The organism is Escherichia sp. E2661 (assembly GCF_004745185.1).
GTDB lineage: Bacteria > Pseudomonadota > Gammaproteobacteria > Enterobacterales > Enterobacteriaceae > Escherichia.
The window spans coordinates 223,677-245,393 of the sequence record NZ_PDIG01000005.1 but is presented as its reverse complement, the minus strand read 5'-3'; the positions used below and the strand labels follow the sequence as shown (position 1 = coordinate 245,393).

Sequence of the window (21,717 nt, the reverse complement as noted above, 5' to 3'; positions counted from 1 at the left end):
TAAATGGACTCGCTAAGGATGTGCGCCATTTATCAGGAATGCCATTATGAGCCTGATTATTGATGTTATTTCGCGAAAAACATCCGTCAAACAAACGCTGATCAATCCTGGCGACGTTACGGTTGTCATTTATGAGCCCTCTGTGGTGCAGGTTCATGCTCAGGCATCTGCCGTTGCGCGTTATGTTCGTGACGGAAATGACTTGTTGATCTATATGCAGGACGGCACGGTGATCCGCTGCAACGGTTATTTCCTGCAAGCGGCAAATACCAGCGAACAATCCGAACTGGTGTTTGCCGATGGTCAACAGCTGACTCATGTCACCTTTGCCGATACCGCGGCAGGTGGATTAGCGCCCGTGGAGCTGACCGCTCAGACTACGGCAATTGAAAGCATTGCGCCGTACCTTGATATCGTCGGCCAGACGACGGCTTTCCCGTGGGGATGGCTGGCGGGGGCGGCGGTAGGTGGCGGCGCGCTAGGCGCTTTACTGGCAAGCGGTGGCGATGATGACTCAAAAACTGAAGTGGTTAACAACCCACCGCCAGCCGAACCCGGCAACGCCACGCCATCGTTTTTGGTAACCGATAATCAGGGCGATCAACGCGGTATTCTTTCCGCCAACGATACCACCGATGACACTACGCCAACCTTTAGCGGCAGCGGGCAGGCGGGGGCAACCATTCAGATTAAAGACAGCAATGGTGACACCATCGCCAGTACTCAAGTCGGTAGCGATGGACGCTGGAGCGTCGATTTGCCCACGCAAAGCGCGGGCGAACATACCTGGTCAGTGGTGCAAATCGTCGGTAGCACCATTACTAACGCCGGTTCGATAACGTTAACCATCGACAATAGTCAGGCCGCCGTACAGCTCGCCACCACCGCAGGCGATAACATCATTAACGCCAGCGAACAGGCCGCCGGATTTACGCTTTCTGGCACGAGTAGCCATCTGGCACAGGGAACAGAACTCACCGTCACGCTAAACGGCAAAACCTACACTACCACCGTTGGGGCTAACGGTGGATGGAGCGTGCAGGTGCCGACTGCCGATGCGCAAGCGTTAGGCGAAGGGAATCAGGCGGTGCTGGTCAGTGGGAAAGATGCCACGGGCAATACGGTCACTGGCGCGCAACTGTTAACGGTCGATACCCAACCGCCGACACTTGCTATCAACACCATCGCCCAGGACAACATTGTCAGCGCCGCCGAGCATAACGCCGCGCTGGTACTGAGCGGTACGTCGAATGCGGAAGCGGGGCAAACCGTAACCCTGACCGTCAACGGGAAAAGCCATACAGCAACCGTCGGTAGCGACGGAACCTGGCAAGTGACGCTGCCTGCTACGGAGGTCCAGGCACTGGCGGAGGGTAATTACGCTGTCAATGCCAGTGTCAGCGATCGGGCAGGGAACAGCACCAGCAACAGCGCGAATTTTACGGTAGACACCTCAGCACCCGTGGTCAGTGTTAATACCGTAGCGGGCGACGATATTCTTAATAATGCCGAGCAGGCCGTCGCGCAGATCATCTCCGGACAAGTCAGCGGTGCTTCTCCTGGCGATACGGTAACGGTGAAATTGGGCACTCATGTCCTGACGGGCATTGTGCTGGCAGATGGCAGCTGGAATGTGGCGCTGGATCCGGCGGTAACCCGTACTCTGGCGCGTGGCCCTAACGACATCATCGTCACGGTTACTGATGCCGCTGGAAATACCGGTACAGCGACCCATAACATCACGCTGGCAGGCGTCGCGCCGCAGGTGGCAATAGATACTATCAGCGGTGATAACGTACTGAATGCGCTGGAATCTCAGCAGCCGCTCACGTTAAGTGGCACCAGCAATTTACCTGACGGCGGCACGGTTAACGTGACGCTGAATAATGTCACGTATAGCGCTCAGGTCAGCGGCGGCGTCTGGTCGCTGAATGTTCCGGTGAGCGATGTCCTGAATCTGGCAAACACCAATTACACCGTTACCGCCAGCGCCACCGATGTGACCGGCAACACCGGCACCGCGCAGAGCAATTTGCTGGTCGATACGGTGCTGCCGCAGGTGATCATCAACACCTTTGCAGGCGACAACATTGTTAACAACGCCGAAGCAGCGGCAGATCAAACCCTCAGTGGGCGCGTCGTGGGTGCGGTGCAGGGCGATACCGTCACTATTGAACTGGGCGGTCATACCTACACGGCGACGGTGGGCAGCAACCTTACCTGGAGCGTGAACGTACCGACGGCGGATTTACAGGCGCTGGGCGATGGGGCGTTAACGATAAATGCCTCTGTGACGAACGGGCATGGCAACACTGGTAATGGTGAGCGTGATATCACCATCAGCGCCACGCTGCCGGGACTGCGTATCAATACTGTCTCCGGCGATGACATTATTAACGCTCTCGAACAGCAGCAGGATTTGGTCATTTCTGGCAGCAGTAGCCATTTACCTGCGGACACTACCGTGACGGTAACACTCGGCAACGAAAGCTATCAGGGCGTGACCGACAGCAACGGCAACTGGCAGGTGGGTGTTCCAGCTGCGGACTTGCAGGCGCTCACTGCGGGCACGGTTATTGTTACCGCCAGTGCGGAAGATCCGGCAGGTAACCCGGTTTCTATCAACCATAATGTGCTGGTTGATGCGGGTAGCGTGGCGATTGTTATCAATACCGTCTCCGGCGATGACATTATTAATGCCGCAGAAAAAGGCGCGCCGCTGACGCTGACCGGCACTACTCAAGGAGTAGAGGCCGGGCAAACGGTAGTCGTGAAATTTGCCGGGCAAACCCTGACGACCACTGTTCAGAATGACGGTTCCTGGAGCCTGACCGTTCCCGCCAGCGCGGTGAGCAGCCTGGCAGATGGCGCAGCGGAAATCACCGCGACCGTCACCAACATCAGCGGTAACACTGGCGACACCTCCCGCACCATTACCGTCGACAGCCAGGCCCCGGCGTTGAGCATCGATCCGCTGACCGCCGATAACATCATCAACGCCGCCGAAAGTGGTCAGGATCTGCAAATCACTGGCACCACCGACGCCCAGCCGGGGCAGACGGTGACCGTTACGTTGAATGGGCAAACCTATCAGGGCGTCGTGCAGCCAGACGGCACCTGGAGCGTGACCGTTCCCGCCGCGAATGTTGACGCACTGGCTGACGGCAACGCCACCGTCACCGCCAGCGTGAACGATATCGCAGGTAACCCGACCAGCGTCTCACGCGTGGCGTTGGTGGACGCCACGCCACCTGTAGTAACCATTAATCCGGTGGCGACCGATAACGTCATCAACACGCCGGAACACACTCAGGCGCAAATTATCAGCGGCACGGTCACTGGCGCACAGGCGGGCGATATCGTCACCGTGACGCTGAATAATGTGAATTACACCACCGTGGTGGATGCTTCCGGCAACTGGAGTCTGGGCGTTCCGGCCTCGGTGGTCAGTGGGCTGGCGGACGGCAGTTATCCTGTCAGCGTCTCAGTAACCGATCGTGCCGGAAACACGGGCAGCCAGTCACTGACCGTCACGGTCGATACCGCCGCGCCGGTGATTGGTATTAACACCATTGCTGGTGATGATGTGATTAACGCCAGCGAAAAAGGGGCCGATGTTCAAATTACCGGCACCAGCGATCAGCCTGTTAATACCGCCATCACCGTGACGCTGAACGGGCAAAACTATACGGCGACGACCGACGCCTCCGGCAACTGGAGCGTGACGGTTCCGGCATCGGCGGTCACCGCCCTGGGCCAGGCCAACTATACGGTGACGGCAGCGGTGACCAGCGGTATCGGCAACAGCGCCACCGCCAGCCATAACGTGCTGGTCGACAGCGCGTTGCCCGGTGTGACAATTAACCCGGTGGCAACCGACGATATTATTAACGCCGCCGAAGCGGGCGTAGCGCAAACCATCAGCGGGCAGGTTACTGGAGCCGCCGTTGGCGACACGGTAACGATTACGCTGGGCGGTAATACTTACACCACCACCGTGCAGGCCAATTTAAGCTGGAGCGTGAGCGTTCCGGCGGCAGATATTCAGGCGCTGGGTAATGGCGATTTAACGGTGAGCGCCTCGGTCACCAATCAAAACGGCAATACCGGTAGCGGCACGCGGGATATCACCATCGACGCCAATCTGCCCGGTCTGCGGGTCGATACGGTGGCGGGCGATGATGTGGTCAATATCATCGAACACGGGCAGGCGCTGGTTGTCACCGGCAGCAGCTCGGGGCTGGCAGAAGGCACGCCGCTTACCGTCACAATTAATAATGTGGACTACACCACTGCGGTGCAGGCCGATGGCAGCTGGAGTGTGGGCGTTACGGCGGCGCAGGTTAGCGCCTGGCCTGCGGGGACGGTTAATATTGCCGTGTCCGGGGAAAGTAGCGCCGGAAATCCGATAAGCATTACGCATCCGGTAACGGTGGATCTCACTCCGGCGGCGATCACCATCAACACTATCGCCACGGACGATGTGATTAACGCCGCAGAAAAAGGCGCTGATTTAACGCTTTCCGGCACCACCACGAATGTAGAAGCCGGGCAAACGGTCACCGTGACCTTTGGCGGTAAAAACTACACCGCTACCGTGGCGAGCGATGGTAGCTGGACCGCCACTGTTCCCGCCGCCGATCTGGCGTCATTAACCGATGGCAGCGCCTCCGCGCAGGCCAGCGTCAGCAATATCAACGGCAATAGCGCCTCGGCGGTGCATAGCTACAGTGTCGACAGCAGCGCGCCAACCATCATTATCAATACCGTCGCGAGCGACAATATCGTCAACGCCAGCGAAGCTGATGCGGGCGTGACGGTGAGCGGCACCACCACCGCCGAAGCGGGGCAGATTGTTACGATAACGCTCAATAGCCCGACCGTGCATACGTATCAGGCAACGGTACAGGCCGACGGCAGCTGGAGTATTAATATTCCGGCGGCAGATCTTGAGGCATTGACCGATGGCAGCCACACCCTGACCGCGACGGTCAATGACAAAGCGGGCAACCCGGCGAGCACCACGCATAATCTGGCGGTGGATCTCACCGTTCCGGTACTCACCATCAATACCATTGCGGGCGACGATATTATTAACGCTGCCGAGCACGGGCAGGCGCTGGTGATTTCCGGTTCCAGCACTGGCGGAGAAGCGGGGGATGTCGTCAGCGTCACGCTAAACAGTAAAACCTATACAACAACCCTGGACGCTTCCGGCAACTGGAGCGTCGGCGTTCCGGCGGCGGATGTCACTGCGCTTGGTAGCGGCCCGCAAACCATCACTGCCAGCATTACCGATGCCGCCGGTAACAGCGATAGTGAGACGCACACGGTTACCGTTAACCTTACCGCGCCGACCATTGGCATCAACACCATCGCCACCGATGACGTGATTAACGCCACCGAAAAAGGCGCGGACCTGCAAATTTCCGGCACCAGCAATCAGCCCGCAGGCACCACAATTACGCTGACGCTTAACGGACAAAATTACACCGCCACGACGGACGCCGCAGGAAACTGGAGCACCACGGTGCCAGCCTCCGCCGTCAGTGCGCTGGGCGAAGCCAGTTACACGGTGACGGCGAACGTCACCGACAGCGCAGGCAACAGCAATTCCGCCAGCCATAACGTGCAGGTCAATACCGCGTTGCCGGGTGTCACCATTAATCCGGTAGCGACTGACGATATTATTAACGCCGCCGAATCGGGCGTGGCGCAGACCATCAGCGGTCAGGTGACGGGCGCGGCGGCGGGCGATACGGTTACCGTGACGTTTGGCGGGAAAACCTACACCGCTACCGTGCAGGGGAATTTAAGCTGGAGCGTGGACGTTCCGGCAGCGGATATTCAGGCCATCGGTAATGGCGACCTCACGGTTAACGCCTCGGTGACCAACGGCGTTGGCAATACCGGCAGCGGTTCGCGCGATATAACTATCGATGCCAACCTGCCAGGTCTGCGCGTTGATACCGTGGCGGGCGATGATGTGGTCAATAGCATTGAGCACGCTCAGGCGCTGGTAATAACCGGTAGTAGCAGCGGGCTGGCGACGGGCGCGGCGCTGACGGTGGTGATTAACACGGTCACTTACGCTGCGACAGTATTAGCCGATGGCACGTGGAGCGTTGGTGTTCCGGCGGCAGATGTGGGCAACTGGCCTGCGGGGACGGTGAATATCACGGTTTCAGGCGCCAGTAGCGCCGGAAACCCGGTCACTATCACTCATCCGGTCACCGTCGATCTGGCAGCGGTGGCGATCTCCATTCACACCGTTTCCGGCGATGATGTGATTAACGCCGCTGAAAAAGGGGCTGATTTAACCCTTTCCGGCAGCACTTCCGGCGTGGAAGCGGGGCAAACCGTCACCGTCACCTTTGGCGGCAAAACCTACACCGCCACCGTAGCGGGCGATGGCAGCTGGACAACCACCGTGCCTGCCGCCGATCTCAGCGCATTACGCGACGGTGACGCCACGGTACAGGCCAGCGTCAGCACTATTAACGGCAACACGGCTTCGGCGACGCACGACTATAGCGTCGATGCCACAGCCCCGACGCTTGCCATTAACACCATCGCCACCGACGATATTCTTAACGCCGCCGAGGCGGGCAATCCGTTAACCATCAGCGGCAGCAGCACCGCCGAAGTGGGGCAGACGGTAACCGTCACGCTTAATGGCGTGACTTACAGCGGCACCGTCCAGGCTGACGGAAGCTGGAGCGTCAGCGTACCGACGGCGGATCTCAGCAATCTGACCGCCAGCCCGTACACGGTCAGCGCCTCGGTAAGCGATAAAGCGGGTAACCCGGCGACCGCCACTCACGGTCTGGCGGTGGATCTCACTGTTCCAGTGCTGACCATCAACACCGTCTCTGGCGATGACATTATTAACGCCGCCGAACACGGGCAGGCGCTGGTTATTTCAGGCTCCAGCACTGGCGGCGAAGCGGGCGATGTCATCACCGTCACGTTAAACAGTAAAACCTACACCACCACGCTGGACGCTTCCGGCAACTGGAGCGTCGGCGTTCCGCTGTCAGATGTCACTGCGCTGGGCAGCGGCCCGCAAACCATCACTGCGGCAATTACCGACGCGGCAGGCAACAGCGATGACGCCAGCCACACGATCACTGTGAATCTCACCTCGCCAACCATTGGTATCAACACTATCGCCGGCGATGACGTGATTAACGCCACGGAAAAAGGCGCGGATCTGCAAATTTCCGGCACCAGTAATCAACCCGCAGGCACCACAATTACAGTGACGCTGAACGGGCAAAATTACACCGCCACCGCAGATGCTTCCGGCAACTGGAGCGCCACGGTGCCAGCCTCAGCGGTTAGCGAGCTGGGTGAGGCCAACTACACGGTAACCGCGAACGTCACCGACACGGCAGGCAACAGCAATTCCGCCAGCCATAACGTGCTGGTCAACAGCGCCTTGCCTGCCGTCACCATTAACGCGGTGGCGACCGACGATATTATCAACGCTGCCGAATCGGGCAATGCGCAAACCATCAGCGGCCAGGTCACGGGTGCCGCGGCGGGGGATACGGTCACCGTTACGCTGGGTGGCAACACCTACACCACCACGGTGCAGGCCAACTTAAGCTGGAGTGTGGACGTTCCGGCGGCGGATATTCAGGCGCTGGGTAACGGTTCTCTGACAGTTAACGCCTCGGTCACCAATGGCGTCGGCAATACAGGCAGCGGCTCGCGAGATATCACTATCGACGCCAATCTGCCTGGTCTGCGTGTCGATACCGTAGCGGGCGATGATGTTATTAACAGCATTGAGCACAATCAGGCGCTGGTGATCACCGGGAGCAGCACCGGACTGACGGCAGGAACCGCGTTAACGGTCGTTATCAATAATGTGACTTACGCCGCGACGGTGTTAGCCGACGGCACATGGAGCCTTGGTGTTCCGGCAGCCGACGTCAGCAACTGGCCTGCGGGTACGGTGGATATTACGGTAAGCGGCACCAACAGCGCCGGAACAACCTCCACCATTACCCATCCGGTTACCGTCGATCTGGCGGCGGTCGCCATCACCATTAACACACTCTCTGGCGATGATGTGATCAACGCCGTCGAAAAAGGCGAAACGCTGGTCGTAAGCGGCAGCACCAGCGGCGTGGAAGCCGGACAGACGGTGACCGTCACCTTTGGCGGTAAAAATTACACCACCACCGTGGAAGCCAACGGTAGCTGGACGGTGAATGTGCCGCCTGCCGATCTCGCCGCGCTGCCTGACGGCGCGGGCAACGTGCAGGCGAGCGTCAGCAACATTAACGGCAACAGCGCCCAGGCGGATCGCGCGTACAGCGTCGATGCCACCGCGCCGCTTGTGATCATCAACACCATCGCCAGCGACGATATTCTCAACGTGAGCGAAGCGGGCGCGGGGATCACCATCAGCGGCACCACCACGGCGCAGGCCGGGCAGACGCTGACCGTCACGCTCAATAACAACACGTACCAGACCACCGTCCAGGCCGATGGCACCTGGAGCGTGAATGTTCCGGCAACGGATTTAAGCGGATTAACCGCCAGCAGCTATACCGTGACTGCGACGGTGAGCGACAAAGCGGGCAACCCGGCAAGCGCCGACCATGCGCTGGCGGTGGACGTCACCGCGCCGGATCTCACCATTAACACCGTCGCGGGCGATGACATTATTAACGCCATCGAACACGGGCAGGCGCTGGTGGTGAGCGGCACTAGCACGGGCGCGGAACCCGGCGATATGGTCACCGTCACGCTCAACGGCAAAACTATACGACCACGCTGGACGCCTCCGGTAACTGGAGTGTGGGCATTCCGGCGGCGGATGTCACGGCGCTGGCAACCGGTAGCCAGACCATCACCGCCAGCCTGATCGATCGCGCGGGCAACAGCGACAGCACGACTCACGATGTGACCGTTGATCTCAGCGGCCCGACGCTGACCATCAATATCGTCTCCGGCGATGACATTATTAACAGTACCGAGAAAACCCAGGATCTGACCATCAGCGGTGGCTCCAGCGGCCTGGCGACAGGCACCACGGTCACTGTGATGTTGAATGGCCTGGCGTACAGCGCCACTACCGATAGTTCCGGCAACTGGAGCGTTACCGTGCCTGCTTCGGCAGTCGGCGCATTGGGCGAGGCGGTGTACCAGATTAGCGCCAGCGCCACCGATAGCGCGGGCAACAGCGGCAGCACAACGCATACGGTGAATGTCGAATCACTTCTGCCTGGGGTGATCATTAATACTGTGGCAGGTGATGACATTATCAACGCCGCTGAAATCGCCGTTAACCAGACCATCAGCGGTCAGGTGACGGGAACGGCGGCTGCGGGGAATACGGTGATTGTCACTATTGGTGGCAATCAATATAACGCCACCGTACAGCCAGATTTAAGCTGGAGCGTCAGCGTACCTGCGAACGTTTTGCAGGCGCTGGGCAACGGAGAACTGACCATCAGCGCCTCGGTGACCAATTCCGCAAATAATACTGGCACCGCAACGCACGACATCGTAATAGACGCCAACCTGCCTGGTCTGCGCGTCGATACCGTGGCAGGCGATGATGTGGTCAATATTATCGAGCACGGTCAGGCGCTGGTGGTCACCGGTAGCAGCACCGGACTGGCGGCGGGCGCGGCGTTGACGGTAGTCATCAACAACGTTACCTATGGCGCAACGGTACTTGCCGATGGCACCTGGAGCGTGGGAATTCCGGCAGCGGATGTCACAAACTGGCCTGCGGGGACGGTCAATATTGCCGTCTCTGGCACTAATACCGCCGGAACCACAACCAGCATTAGCCATCCGGTCACGGTCGATCTTGCTGCCGTGGCGATTACCATCAATACCCTTTCCACTGACGATATCATTAACGCCGCCGAGAAAGGCAGCGATTTGCAGCTCTCCGGCACCACCTCCGGCGTGGAAGCGGGGCAGACCATTACCGTTATTTTCGGCGGCAAAAGCTACACCACCACCGTGGCAACGGGCGGTAGCTGGGGCTTGACAGTTCCGGCAGCGGATCTCGCAACCTTGCCAGATGGCGCAGCAAACGTACAAGCCAGCGTCAGCAACGTAGCTGGCAACATCGCCCAGGCAACGCATGCTTACAGCGTTGATGCCACCGCGCCATCCGTTACTATCAACACCATCGCCTCGGACGATATTCTTAATGCCGCTGAAGCCGGAACGGCGCTGACCATCAGCGGCACCAGTACGGCAGAAGCCGGGCAGACGGTGACCGTGACGCTAAACGGCGTCAGTTACAGCGGGAACGTACAGGCTGACGGTAGCTGGAGCGTCAGCGTCCCGACTGGCGATTTAGCCAACCTTACCGCCAGCTCGTATACGGTGAGCGCGGCGGTCAGTGACAAAGCCGGAAATCCGGCCTCGGCAACGCATAATCTGACGGTAGATCTCGTTGCCCCAGTCGTCACCATCAACACGGTAGCGGGCGATGACATCATCAACGCCACGGAACATGCTCAGGCGCAGATTATCAGCGGCTCGGCAACGGGCGCGACGACGGGTAACACGGTTTCCGTGACGATTGGCACGACCACCTACACCACCGTGCTGGACGCCAACGGCAACTGGAGCATCGGCGTGCCTGCCAGCGTGATTACCGCACTGGCGCAGGGCGATGTGACCATTACCGCCACGGTCACCGACTCCGCCGGCAACAGTGGCACAGCCTCGCACACCGTCACCGTGGCGCTCGGCGCACCCGTGCTCGGCATCAACACGATTGCCGTCGATGACATTATCAACGCCACGGAGAAAGGCGCGGATCTGGCGATTTCCGGCACCAGCAACCAGCCTGCGGGTACGCAGGTAACCGTTACGCTCAACGGGCAAAATTACACCACCACAGCCGATGCCTCAGGTAACTGGAGCGTGACCGTTCCGGCGTCCGCTGTGAGCGCGCTTGGTGAAGCGACTTATACCGTAACCGCCGCCGCAACCGATGTTGATGGCAACAGCGGTTCCGCCAGCCATAATGTGCAGGTCAATACCGCGCTGCCGGGCGTCACCATTAACGTTGTGGCGAGCGACGATATTATTAACGCTGCCGAAGCGGGCGCGGGCCAGACCATCAGCGGTCAGGTCACAGGCGCGGCGGCAGGCGACACGGTAACCGTCACGCTCGGCGGGGCGACTTACATCGCCACGGTGCAGGCCAATTTAAGCTGGAGTATTAATGTTCCGGCAGCCGCTTTACAAGCATTGGGCAACGGCGAACTGACCATTTCGGCTTCGGTAACGAACAGCGTAGGCAATACCGGTAACGGCACGCGTGAAATCACCATCGACGCGAATCTGCCCGGTCTGCGGGTCGATACCGTGGCTGGCGATGATGTGGTCAATATTATCGAGCACGGACAGGCGCTGGTGATTACCGGCAGCAGTTCCGGTCTGGCGACGGGCAGCAACGTCACTCTGACCATTAACGGGCAAACCTATGTTGCGGCGGTACTGGCGGATGGCACCTGGAGCGTCGGCGTTCCGGCGGTGGATGTCAGCGCCTGGCCTGCGGGGACGGTCACAATTACGGCGAGCGGTAGCACCACAGCCGGAAATCCGGTCAGCGTTACGCATCCGGTGACTGTCGATCTCTCGGCGATTGCCGTCAGCATCAACGCCATTACCGCCGATGATGTGATTAACGCCGCTGAAAAAGGCGCGGCGTTAACGCTCACCGGTAGCACTTCCGGCGTCGAAGCCGGGCAAACGGTCACCGTGACCTTTGGCGGCAAAACATATAGCGCAAGCGTCGCGGCGAATGGTTCCTGGAGTACCACGGTTCCGGCGGCGGATATGGCAGCCCTGCGTGATGGTGATGCCAGCGCACAGGCCAGCGTCAGCAATGTTAACGGCAACAGCGCCACTACGACCCATGCTTACAGCGTCGATGCCAGCGCGCCAACGGTGACCATCAACACCATCGCGGGCAACGACATTCTTAACGCCGCCGAAGCCGGAGCGGCGCTGACCATCACTGGCAGCAGCACGGCGGAAGCGGGGCAGACGGTGACCGTTACGCTCAATGGCGCAAACTATACCGGCACGGTACAGACGGACGGCCGCTGGAGCGTCAGCGTGCCGTCAGCCGACTTAAGCGCGCTGACCGCCAGCAACTACACCGTCAGCGCGGCAGTGAGCGACAAAGCCGGAAACCCGGCCTCCGTTAACCACAACCTGACGGTGGATACTTCCGTTCCGGTCGTCACCATCAACACGGTGGCAGGCGATGATGTGATCAACGCGACGGAACACGCCCAGGCGCAGATTATCAGCGGCTCCGCCACGGGCGCGGCAACCGGTAGCACCGTGACGGTGACTATCGGCATAAACACCTTTACCACGGTGCTGGATGCCAGCGGTAACTGGAGCGTCGGTGTTCCGGCAAGCGTTGTCTCGGCGCTGGCGAACGGCACGGTGACCATTAACGCCAGCGTCACCGATGCCGCCGGAAACAGCGGCAGCGCCACCCATCAGGTGACGGTCAATACTGGCCTGCCGTCAATTACCTTTAACGCCATCAGCGGCGATAACGTCCTGAACGCCGATGAAAAAGGCCAGCCGTTGACCATCAGCGGTAGCAGTACGGGGCTGGCGACGGGCGCACAGGTTACCGTCACGCTCAACGGTCATAACTACAGCGCCACCACCGACGCGGCGGGCAACTGGACCTTAACCGTTCCGGTCAGCGATCTGGCGGCTCTAGGCCAGGCTAACTATACGGTCAGCGCCAGTGCCACCAGTGCGGCGGGCAACACCGCCAGCAGCCAGGCGAATTTACTGGTCGACAGCGGCCTGCCGGGCGTCACCATCAATACTGTGGCGGGTGACGATATTATCAACGCCGCTGAAGCGGGGGCCGATCAAACCATCAGCGGGGTAGTGACCCGCGCCGCCGCTGGCGATACGGTCACCGTGACGCTGGGCGGCAACACTTACACCACCACGGTACAGGGCAACTTAAGCTGGAGTATCAGCGTTCCGGCAGCCGATCTTCAGGCGGCTGGGCAATGGCGATTTGACCATTACCGCCTCGGTGACCAACGCGAATGGCAATACAGGTAGCGGCACGCGGGATATCACCATCGATGCCAACCTGCCAGGTCTGCGGGTGGATACCGTGGCGGGCGATGATATCGTCAACAGTATCGAACACGGGCAGGCGCTGGTGATCACCGGCGGCAGTAGCGGCCTGAATGCAGGCGCAGCGCTGACGGTCACCATCAACGGTGTGGCCTATGCCGCCACGGTACAGGCTGACGGTAGCTGGAGCGTCGGCATTCCGGCGGCGAACGTTAGCGCATGGCCTGCGGGGCCGTTGGCCGTTGACGTGGCAGGACAGAGCAGCGCCGGAAACCCGGTCAGCGTCAGCCATCCGTTCACCGTCGATTTAACGGCGGTGGCAATCAGCATCAACACCGTTGCCAGCGACGACGTGATTAACGCCGCCGAAAAAGGCACCGACCTGACCCTTTCTGGCAGCACCAGCGGGATTGAAAGCGGGCAAACCGTTACCGTCACCTTTGGCGGCAAAACCTACACCGCAAGCGTTGCCGCCAACGGAAGCTGGAGCGTGAACGTTCCGGCGGCAGATCTGGCAACTCTGCCAGACGGCGCGGCGAACGTGCAGGCCAGCGTCAGCAGCGCGAGCGGTAACAGTGCCTCGGCGACCCATGCGTATAGTGTTGATGCCAGCGCACCGACGCTCACCATAAACACCATCGCCAGCGATGACATTCTTAACGCCACAGAGGCGGGAAATCCGCTTACCCTCAGCGGCACCAGCACCGCCGAAACCGGGCAGACGGTCACCGTCACCCTTAATGGCGCAACCTACAGCGGTAATGTGCAGGCGGACGGTAGCTGGAGCGTCAGCGTTCCCACCTCAGCCTTAGGTGCGCTGACCGCAAGCAATTACACCGTCAGCGCCACGGTCAACGACAAAGCGGGCAACCCCGGCAGCGCCAGCCATAATCTGGCGGTAGACACCAGCGCGCCCGTTCTCACCATTAACACCGTGGCGGGCGATGACATCATCAACGACGCCGAACACGGGCAGGCGCTGGTGATCTCCGGCACCAGCACGGGCGGGGAAGCGGGCGATGTGGTGAGCGTTGTGCTCAACGGCAAAACCTACACCACCACCCTGGATGCCTCCGGCAACTGGAGCGTTGGCGTACCGGCAGCGGATGTTACGGCACTCGGTAGCGGCGCACAGACCATCACCGCCAGCGTCAGCGATCGGGCAGGCAACAGCGATGACGCCAGCCGCACCGTGACCGTCAGCCTCACCGCGCCAGTGATTAGCATCAACACCATCGCGGGCGATGATGTGATCAACGCGACGGAAAAAGGATCCGATCTGGCGCTTTCCGGCACCAGCGATCAGCCTGCGGGTACGGCGATCACCGTGACGCTGAATGGACAAAACTACAGCGCCACCACCGACGCCTCCGGCAACTGGAGCGTCACCGTTCCCGCCTCGGCGGTCAGTGCGCTGGGCGAAGCCACCTACAGCGTGACGGCGAGCGTCACCAATGCTCAGGGCAACAGCAGCACCGCCAGCCATAACGTGCAGGTCAATACCGCGCTGCCGGGCGTCACCATTAATCCGGTGGCGACGGACGACATTATCAACGCTTCAGAGGCGGGCAGCGCGCAAACTATCAGCGGCCAGGTAACCGGTGCGGCGGCGGGCAACTCCGTCACCGTTGAACTGGGCGGCAAAACTTACACCGCCACCGTCCAGCCAGATTTAAGCTGGAATGTGAGCGTACCAGCCGCCGACTGGCAGGCGCTGGGTAACGGTGAGTTAACGGTTAATGCCTCGGTGACCAACGCCGTTGGCAACACCGGCAGCGGCACGCGCGATATCACCATCGATGCCAGTCTGCCAGGTCTGCGGGTGGATACCGTTGCGGGCGATGATGTGGTCAATATCATCGAACACGCTCAGGCGCAGGTGATCACCGGCAGCAGCTCCGGCTTTGCGGTAGGCACGGCGTTGACAGTGGTGATTAACAACCAAACTTACGCCGCGACGGTGCTGGCGAACGGATCCTGGAGCGTCGGCGTTCCGGCGGCGGATGTCAGCAACTGGCCTGCGGGAACGCTGAACATTACCGTTAGCGGCGCGAACAGTGCCGGAACGCAAACCAGCATTACCCATCCGCTGACCGTTGATCTCACTACCGTCGCCGTCAGTATTAACACCATCACCAGCGATGATGTGATAAACGCCGCCGAAAAAGGCGCGGCGCTAACGCTCTCCGGCAGCACGTCCGGCGTCGAAGCGGGGCAAACCGTTACCATTACTTTTGGCGGTAAAACCTACACCACCACGGTGGCGGCAAACGGTAGCTGGAGCACCACTGTTCCGGCGGCGGATATGGCGGCCCTGCGTGATGGCGATGCCAGCACCCAGGTGCGGGTGACTAACGTCAACGGCAACAGCGCCACGGCAACGCACGAATACAGCGTCGATAGTGCCGCGCCAACGGTGACTATCAACACCATTGCCAGCGATAACATCATCAATGCCAGCGAAGCGGCAGCGGGCGTAACGGTGTCCGGCACCAGCACGGCGGAAACGGGGCAGACGCTCACCGTCACGCTAAACGGCACTAACTACCAGACCACGGTGCAGGCGGACGGTAGCTGGAGCTTAACGCTACCCGCCAGCGACATAACCGCACTGGCAAATAACGGCTACACCCTGACCGCCACGGTCAGCGATCTGGCGGGGAATCCTGGAAGCGCCAGCAAAGGCGTGACCGTCGATACCACCGCGCCCGTCATCAGCTTTAACACCGTGGCGGGCGATGATGTGATTAACAACGTCGAACACACTCAGGCGCAGATTATCAGCGGCACCGCCACGGGCGCGGGCGCGGGCGACCGCCTGGTGGTGACCATCGCCGGGCAGCAGTATGTCACCAGCACCGATGCCAGCGGCAACTGGAGCGTCGGCGTGCCTGCCAGCGTGATTTCCGGCCTTGCGGACGGCACGGTGACCATCAGCGCCACTATCACCGATAGCGCAGGCAACAGCAGCACCCAGACGCACAATGTGCAGGTGAACACGGCGGCAGTGTCACTTTCGGTCAGCACCATCAGCGGCGATAACCTTATTAATGCCGCCGAAGCAGGCAGTGCGCTGACCCTGAGCGGCACTGGCACTAATTTTGCGACAGGCACAGTGGTGACCGTGTTGCTTAACGGCAAAGGCTACAGCGCCACTATTCAAAGCAACGGGAGCTGGAGCGTGAATGTGCCAGCGGCAGACGTTGCGGCGCTGGCGGATGGTACCAGCTACACGGTCAGCGCTTCCGCTCAGGACAGCGCCGGAAACAGCGCCACGGCTTCGCGCAGTGTGGCCGTGGATCTCACCGCGCCGATTATCAGCATTAACACCGTTTCGACGGACGACCGACTTAACGCCGCAGAACAACAGCAGCCGTTAACCCTTAACGGCTCTACCAGCGCGGAAGTGGGGCAGACGGTCACCGTGACCTTTGGCGGCAAAACTTACACTGCCACGGTTGCCGCCAATGGCACCTGGGCGCTTAACGTGCCTGCGGCTGATCTGGCATCGCTCGGGCAGGGCGCGCAGACCATTACCGCCAGCGTGAACGATCGCGCCGGTAACCCCGGACAGGCCACGCACGCTCTGACCGTTGACACCGTTGCGCCAACGGTGACCATCGCCACCGTGGCGGGTGACGATATTATCAACAACGCCGAGCAGCTTGCCGGGCAGACCATCAGCGGCACCACCACCGCCGAAGTGGGTCAGACGGTGACCGTCACCTTTAACGGTCAGAGCTGGACCGCCACGGTCGGCAGCGGCGGAAGCTGGTCGGTCTTTATTCCGGCGCAGCAGTTTGCCGGATTAAGCGACGGCAGCTACACCATCAGCGCGACGGTCGCCGATCAGGCCGGAAACCCCGGCAGCGCCAGCCGTGGCGTGACGTTGAACGGCGATGTGCCTACCGTCACTATTAACACCTTTGCGGGCGATGATGTGGTGAATGCAGCGGAACACGGCTCGTCTTTGGTGATCAGCGGCACCACCACCGCCCCAGTCGGGCAGACGCTGACCCTGACCTTAAACGGTAAAACCTACACCACCACCGTGCAGACCGGCGGTAGCTGGAGCTACACCCTCGGCAGCGCCGATGTCACCGCGCTGGCGGACGGCAACGCCTACGTGATTAACGCCTCGGTGAGCAATGCCATTGGCAATACCGGCAGCAGCAATCACACCATTACCGTCGATCTCAGCGCCCCGGCGATGGGTATTAATATCGATTCCCTGCAAGCCGACACCGGCCTTAGCGCCAGCGACTTTATCACCAGCGTCAGCCCGGTGGTGGTCAACGGCTCGCTCACCGCCGCGCTTGCCAGTAACGAGACGGCGCAAATCAGTATCGACGGCGGCGTAACCTGGATCACGCTCACCGTTACCGGCACGACCTGGCGCTATAACGACAGCCGCACGCTGACCGATGGCAACTATCTCTATCAGGTGCGGGTGATTGACGCGGCGGGCAACGTCGGCGCCACCGACAGCCAGAATGTGGTGATCGACACCATCGCGCCAGATCCAGCGGTGAAAACCATCGCCATCAGCGCGATCACTACCGATACGGGCTTGATCGCTAACGATTTTGTCACCAGCGACACGACGCTTGCGGTGAGCGGCACGCTGGGCGCGACGCTTTCTGCCGGTGAGTTCGCGCAAATCAGTATCGATGGCGGCACCACCTGGCAGAATCTTTCGGTAAGCGGTTTGACCTGGACGTACCTTGACGGACGCACGCTGGCTGACGGTAACTACAACTATCAGGTGCGGGTGATCGACACCGCCGGAAATATCGGTGCGACCGCCAGCCAGATTGTCACCGTGGACACCACCGCGCCGCTGGCGAGCAAAACCATCGCCATTGCGGGCATCAGCGATGACACCGGGTTAAGCAGCAGCGATTTTGTTACCCGCGATACCACGCTGACCGTGCGTGGGACGCTCGGCGCGGCGCTGGCCGCCGATGAACGGGCGCAAATCAGCCTCGACGGCGGGGTTACTTGGACCACCTTAACCGTTATCGGCACCAGCTGGAACTATACCGATGGTCGCACACTGACCGACGGCACCTGGAACTACACGGTGCGGGTGGTGGATCTGGCGGGGAACGTCGGGCAGACCGCAACGCAAAACGTGGTGGTCGACACCAGCAGCCCGGAAGTGGCGAAAAGTATCACCATTACCGGCATCAGCGATGACACCGGAGCCAGCAGCAGCGATTTTATTACCAGCGACACCTCGCTGACCGTGCGCGGCGTACTGGGCGCGGCGCTAGGGGCTAATGAGTTCGCGCAAATCAGTACCGATAACGGTGCAACCTGGGTGAACGTAACGCTGGCGGCAGACGGCCTGAACTGGAGTTACGTTGACGGACGCACGCTAACGAATGGCACGACGACCTGGCAGGTGCGGGTGGTCGATCTGGCGGGTAACGTCGGCGCAACCGGCAGCCAGACGGCGCAGATCGACACCGTTAACCCGGCGCAGGTGCTCACCATTGCCAGCATCAGCACCGACACGGGGAGTTCGGCAACTGACTTTATCACCAGTGACACCACGCTCACGCTAACCGGTTCGCTGGGGGCGGGGCTTGCCAGCGGCGAAGTGGCGCAGATTAGCCTTGATGGCGGTGCGACCTGGATCACGCTCACTACCAACGGCACGCAGTGGACTTACACCGACAGCCGCACGTTGACCGACGGCAGCTATATTTATCAGGTGCGGGTGCTGGATCTGGCGGGAAATACCGGCCCGGTGGTGTCGAAAACGGTGGTGGTCGATACGATTAACCCCACCGCCACGCCGACTATTGTGTCGTATACCGATGATGTCGGGCAGCGACAGGGGACGTTAAGCAGTTCGCAGGCCACCGACGATACCACGCCACTGCTGAACGGCGTGCTCTCCGGCCCGCTGGCCAGCGGCGAAGTGGTTTACCTCTACCGCAATGGCTTGCTGTTAGGCGCGGTAACGATGGTCGGCGCACTCAACTGGACCTACAGCGACAGCGGGCTGGTCAGCGGTGCCTATACCTACAGCGCGCGGGTAGTGGATCTGGCAGGGAATATCACCTCCTCCAGTGATTTTATCCTGACGGTCGATACTTCTATTCCGACCACGCTGGCGCAAATCACCAGCCAGACCACGCGCGATACTACGCCGATTATCAGCGGGGTGATCACTGCCGCGCTCGCCAGCGGGCAGTATGTCGAAGTGGTCATCAATGGCAAAACCTACACCTCGCAGCCGGGCGGTGCGGTGGTAGTCGATCCGGCACACAACACCTGGTATGTGCAGTTACCGGATACCGATGTGCTGGCGGCGTCCGCGACCGCCTATAACGTCACCGCGCAGGTGAAAAGCTCGGCGGGCAACGGCAACACCGCCAACGTCAGCAATGGCACGGTGACGGTTAACGCGGCGATTGATTACACGCCCGCCTGGACAACTGCCAATAAAACGACCGCCTGGGGGCTGACCTACGGCCTCGACAACCACGGGATGTGGACGGTGCTGGCTAACCAGCAAATTATGCAATCAACCGATCCGCTCACCTGGTCGAAGACCGCACTGACGCTGGTGCAAAGCGGCAACAACTACGCCACCAGTTCAATTGCCGATTATGACCGTAACGGCACGGGCGATCTGTTTATCACCCGTGATGACTACGGTACGGGCTATATCAACGGTTTTACCAACAACGGCGACGGCACCTTTTCCAGCGCGATTCAGGTGAACGTCGGCACGCTGACGTGGTATGGCTCGATTGTGGCGTTTGATAAAGAGGGCGACGGCTATCTCGATTTCTGGATTGGCGACGCAGGCGGGCCGGACTCCAACACCTTCCTGTGGAATAACGCAGGCACTCTGGTAGGCAACTCCACCACCGCCAACAACGGAGGAAGCGCCACGGTCGGCGGGGTAGTAAACGGCTATCTTTCCCTTAACGAAGGTTCCGGCGTCGATCTGAATAATGACGGCAGGGTAGACCTGGTTCAGCACACCTTCAACCTGAATAACTACTACACCCTTTCATCGCTCATCAGCCAGGGCAACGGCACTTTTGTCTGGGGACAAAACACCATCAATACCTTCCTCAGCGTTGCAGGCAGCGGCGGTAACTCGACGTCTGTCTCCATGACCTGGGCGGATTTCGATGGTGACGGCGATATGGATCTGTTCCTGCCCGCCAGCCAGGGAAGAGCTAACTACGGCTCGCTGTTATTCAACACCAACGGCGTGCTGGGAAGTCCGGTGGCGGTGGGGGCAACGGCAACCACCTACGCCAGTCAGTTTAGCCTGGCGGTGGACTGGAACCATGACGGTCTGATGGATATCGCCCGTATCGCCCAGACCGGACAATCGTATCTTTACACCAACGTTGGTGGTGCCAGCAACTGGACGCAGTCGGTACTCGGCGGCAGCCAGAGTGGCACCACCAGCGGCGTGGCGGCAATGGACTACGACTGGGACGGCGCGGTGGATGTACTGGTGACCAAACAGTCGGGCAGCGTATTCCTGATTCGCAACACCAACACGGTGAGCTACGGCACCTCGCTGCACTTACGCATCACCGATCCCAACGGCATTAACGTCTATTACGGCAATACCGTAAAACTCTACAACTCGGCGGGTGTGCTGGTCGCCACGCAAATCATCAACCCGCAGTCGGGGATGGGGGTTAACGACACCTCGGCGCTGGTCAATTTCTACGGGCTGAATGCCGGGGAAACCTACAACGCGGTGCTGATCAAATCCACTGGCACCACCGCCAGCAATATTGACCAGACGGTGAATAGCACCTGGGGCGGTTTACATGCCACCGATGCTACCCACGCTTACGATCTCAGCGCCGAAGCAGGCACGGCGAGCAACAACGGTAAGTACGTTGGTACCGGCTATAACGATACCTTCTTCGCTACCGCAGGTACCGACACCTACGACGGTTCCGGCGGCTGGGTGTACAGCTCTGGCACCGGAACCTGGCTGGCGAACGGCGGGATGGACGTGGTTGATTTCCGCCTCTCCACGGTGGGGATCACCGCCAACTTAAGCACCACTACTGCCCAGACGACCGGCTTTAACACCTCGACATTTACCAATATCGAAGGTATTTCCGGCTCCAACTTTAACGACACTCTGACCGGCAGCACGGGCGATAACCAACTGGAAGGGCGCGGCGGTAACGACACGCTCAACATCGGCAACGGCGGTCACGATACCTTGCTCTATAAACTGCTCAACGCCAGCGACGCCACTGGCGGCAACGGCTCGGACGTGGTGAATGGTTTTACGGTAGGGACATGGGAAGGTACCGCCGACACCGATCGCATTGATATTCGTGAACTGTTGCAGGGCAGCGGCTACACCGGAAATGGCAAAGCCAGCTACGTCAACGGCGTAGCGACGCTGGATGCGCAGGCTGGGAACATCAGTGATTTTGTCAAAGTCACCCAGAGCGGCAGCGACACCATCGTGCAGATCGACCGCGACGGCACGGGCGGCACTTTTGCGGCAACTAACGTGGTCACGCTGACGGGCGTGCATACCGACCTCGCCACATTGCTGGCGAATCATCAGTTGATGGTGGTGTAAAT

At 60.2% G+C, this 21,717-nt stretch carries 1 pseudogene; it reads left to right on the top strand.

Annotated elements, in window-relative coordinates:
* Positions 1-46: 46 nt before the first annotated feature.
* Positions 47-21,715, top strand: a pseudogene (locus tag CRI63_RS04320) (Ig-like domain-containing protein).
* The last annotated feature ends 2 nt before the right edge of the window (positions 21,716-21,717 follow it).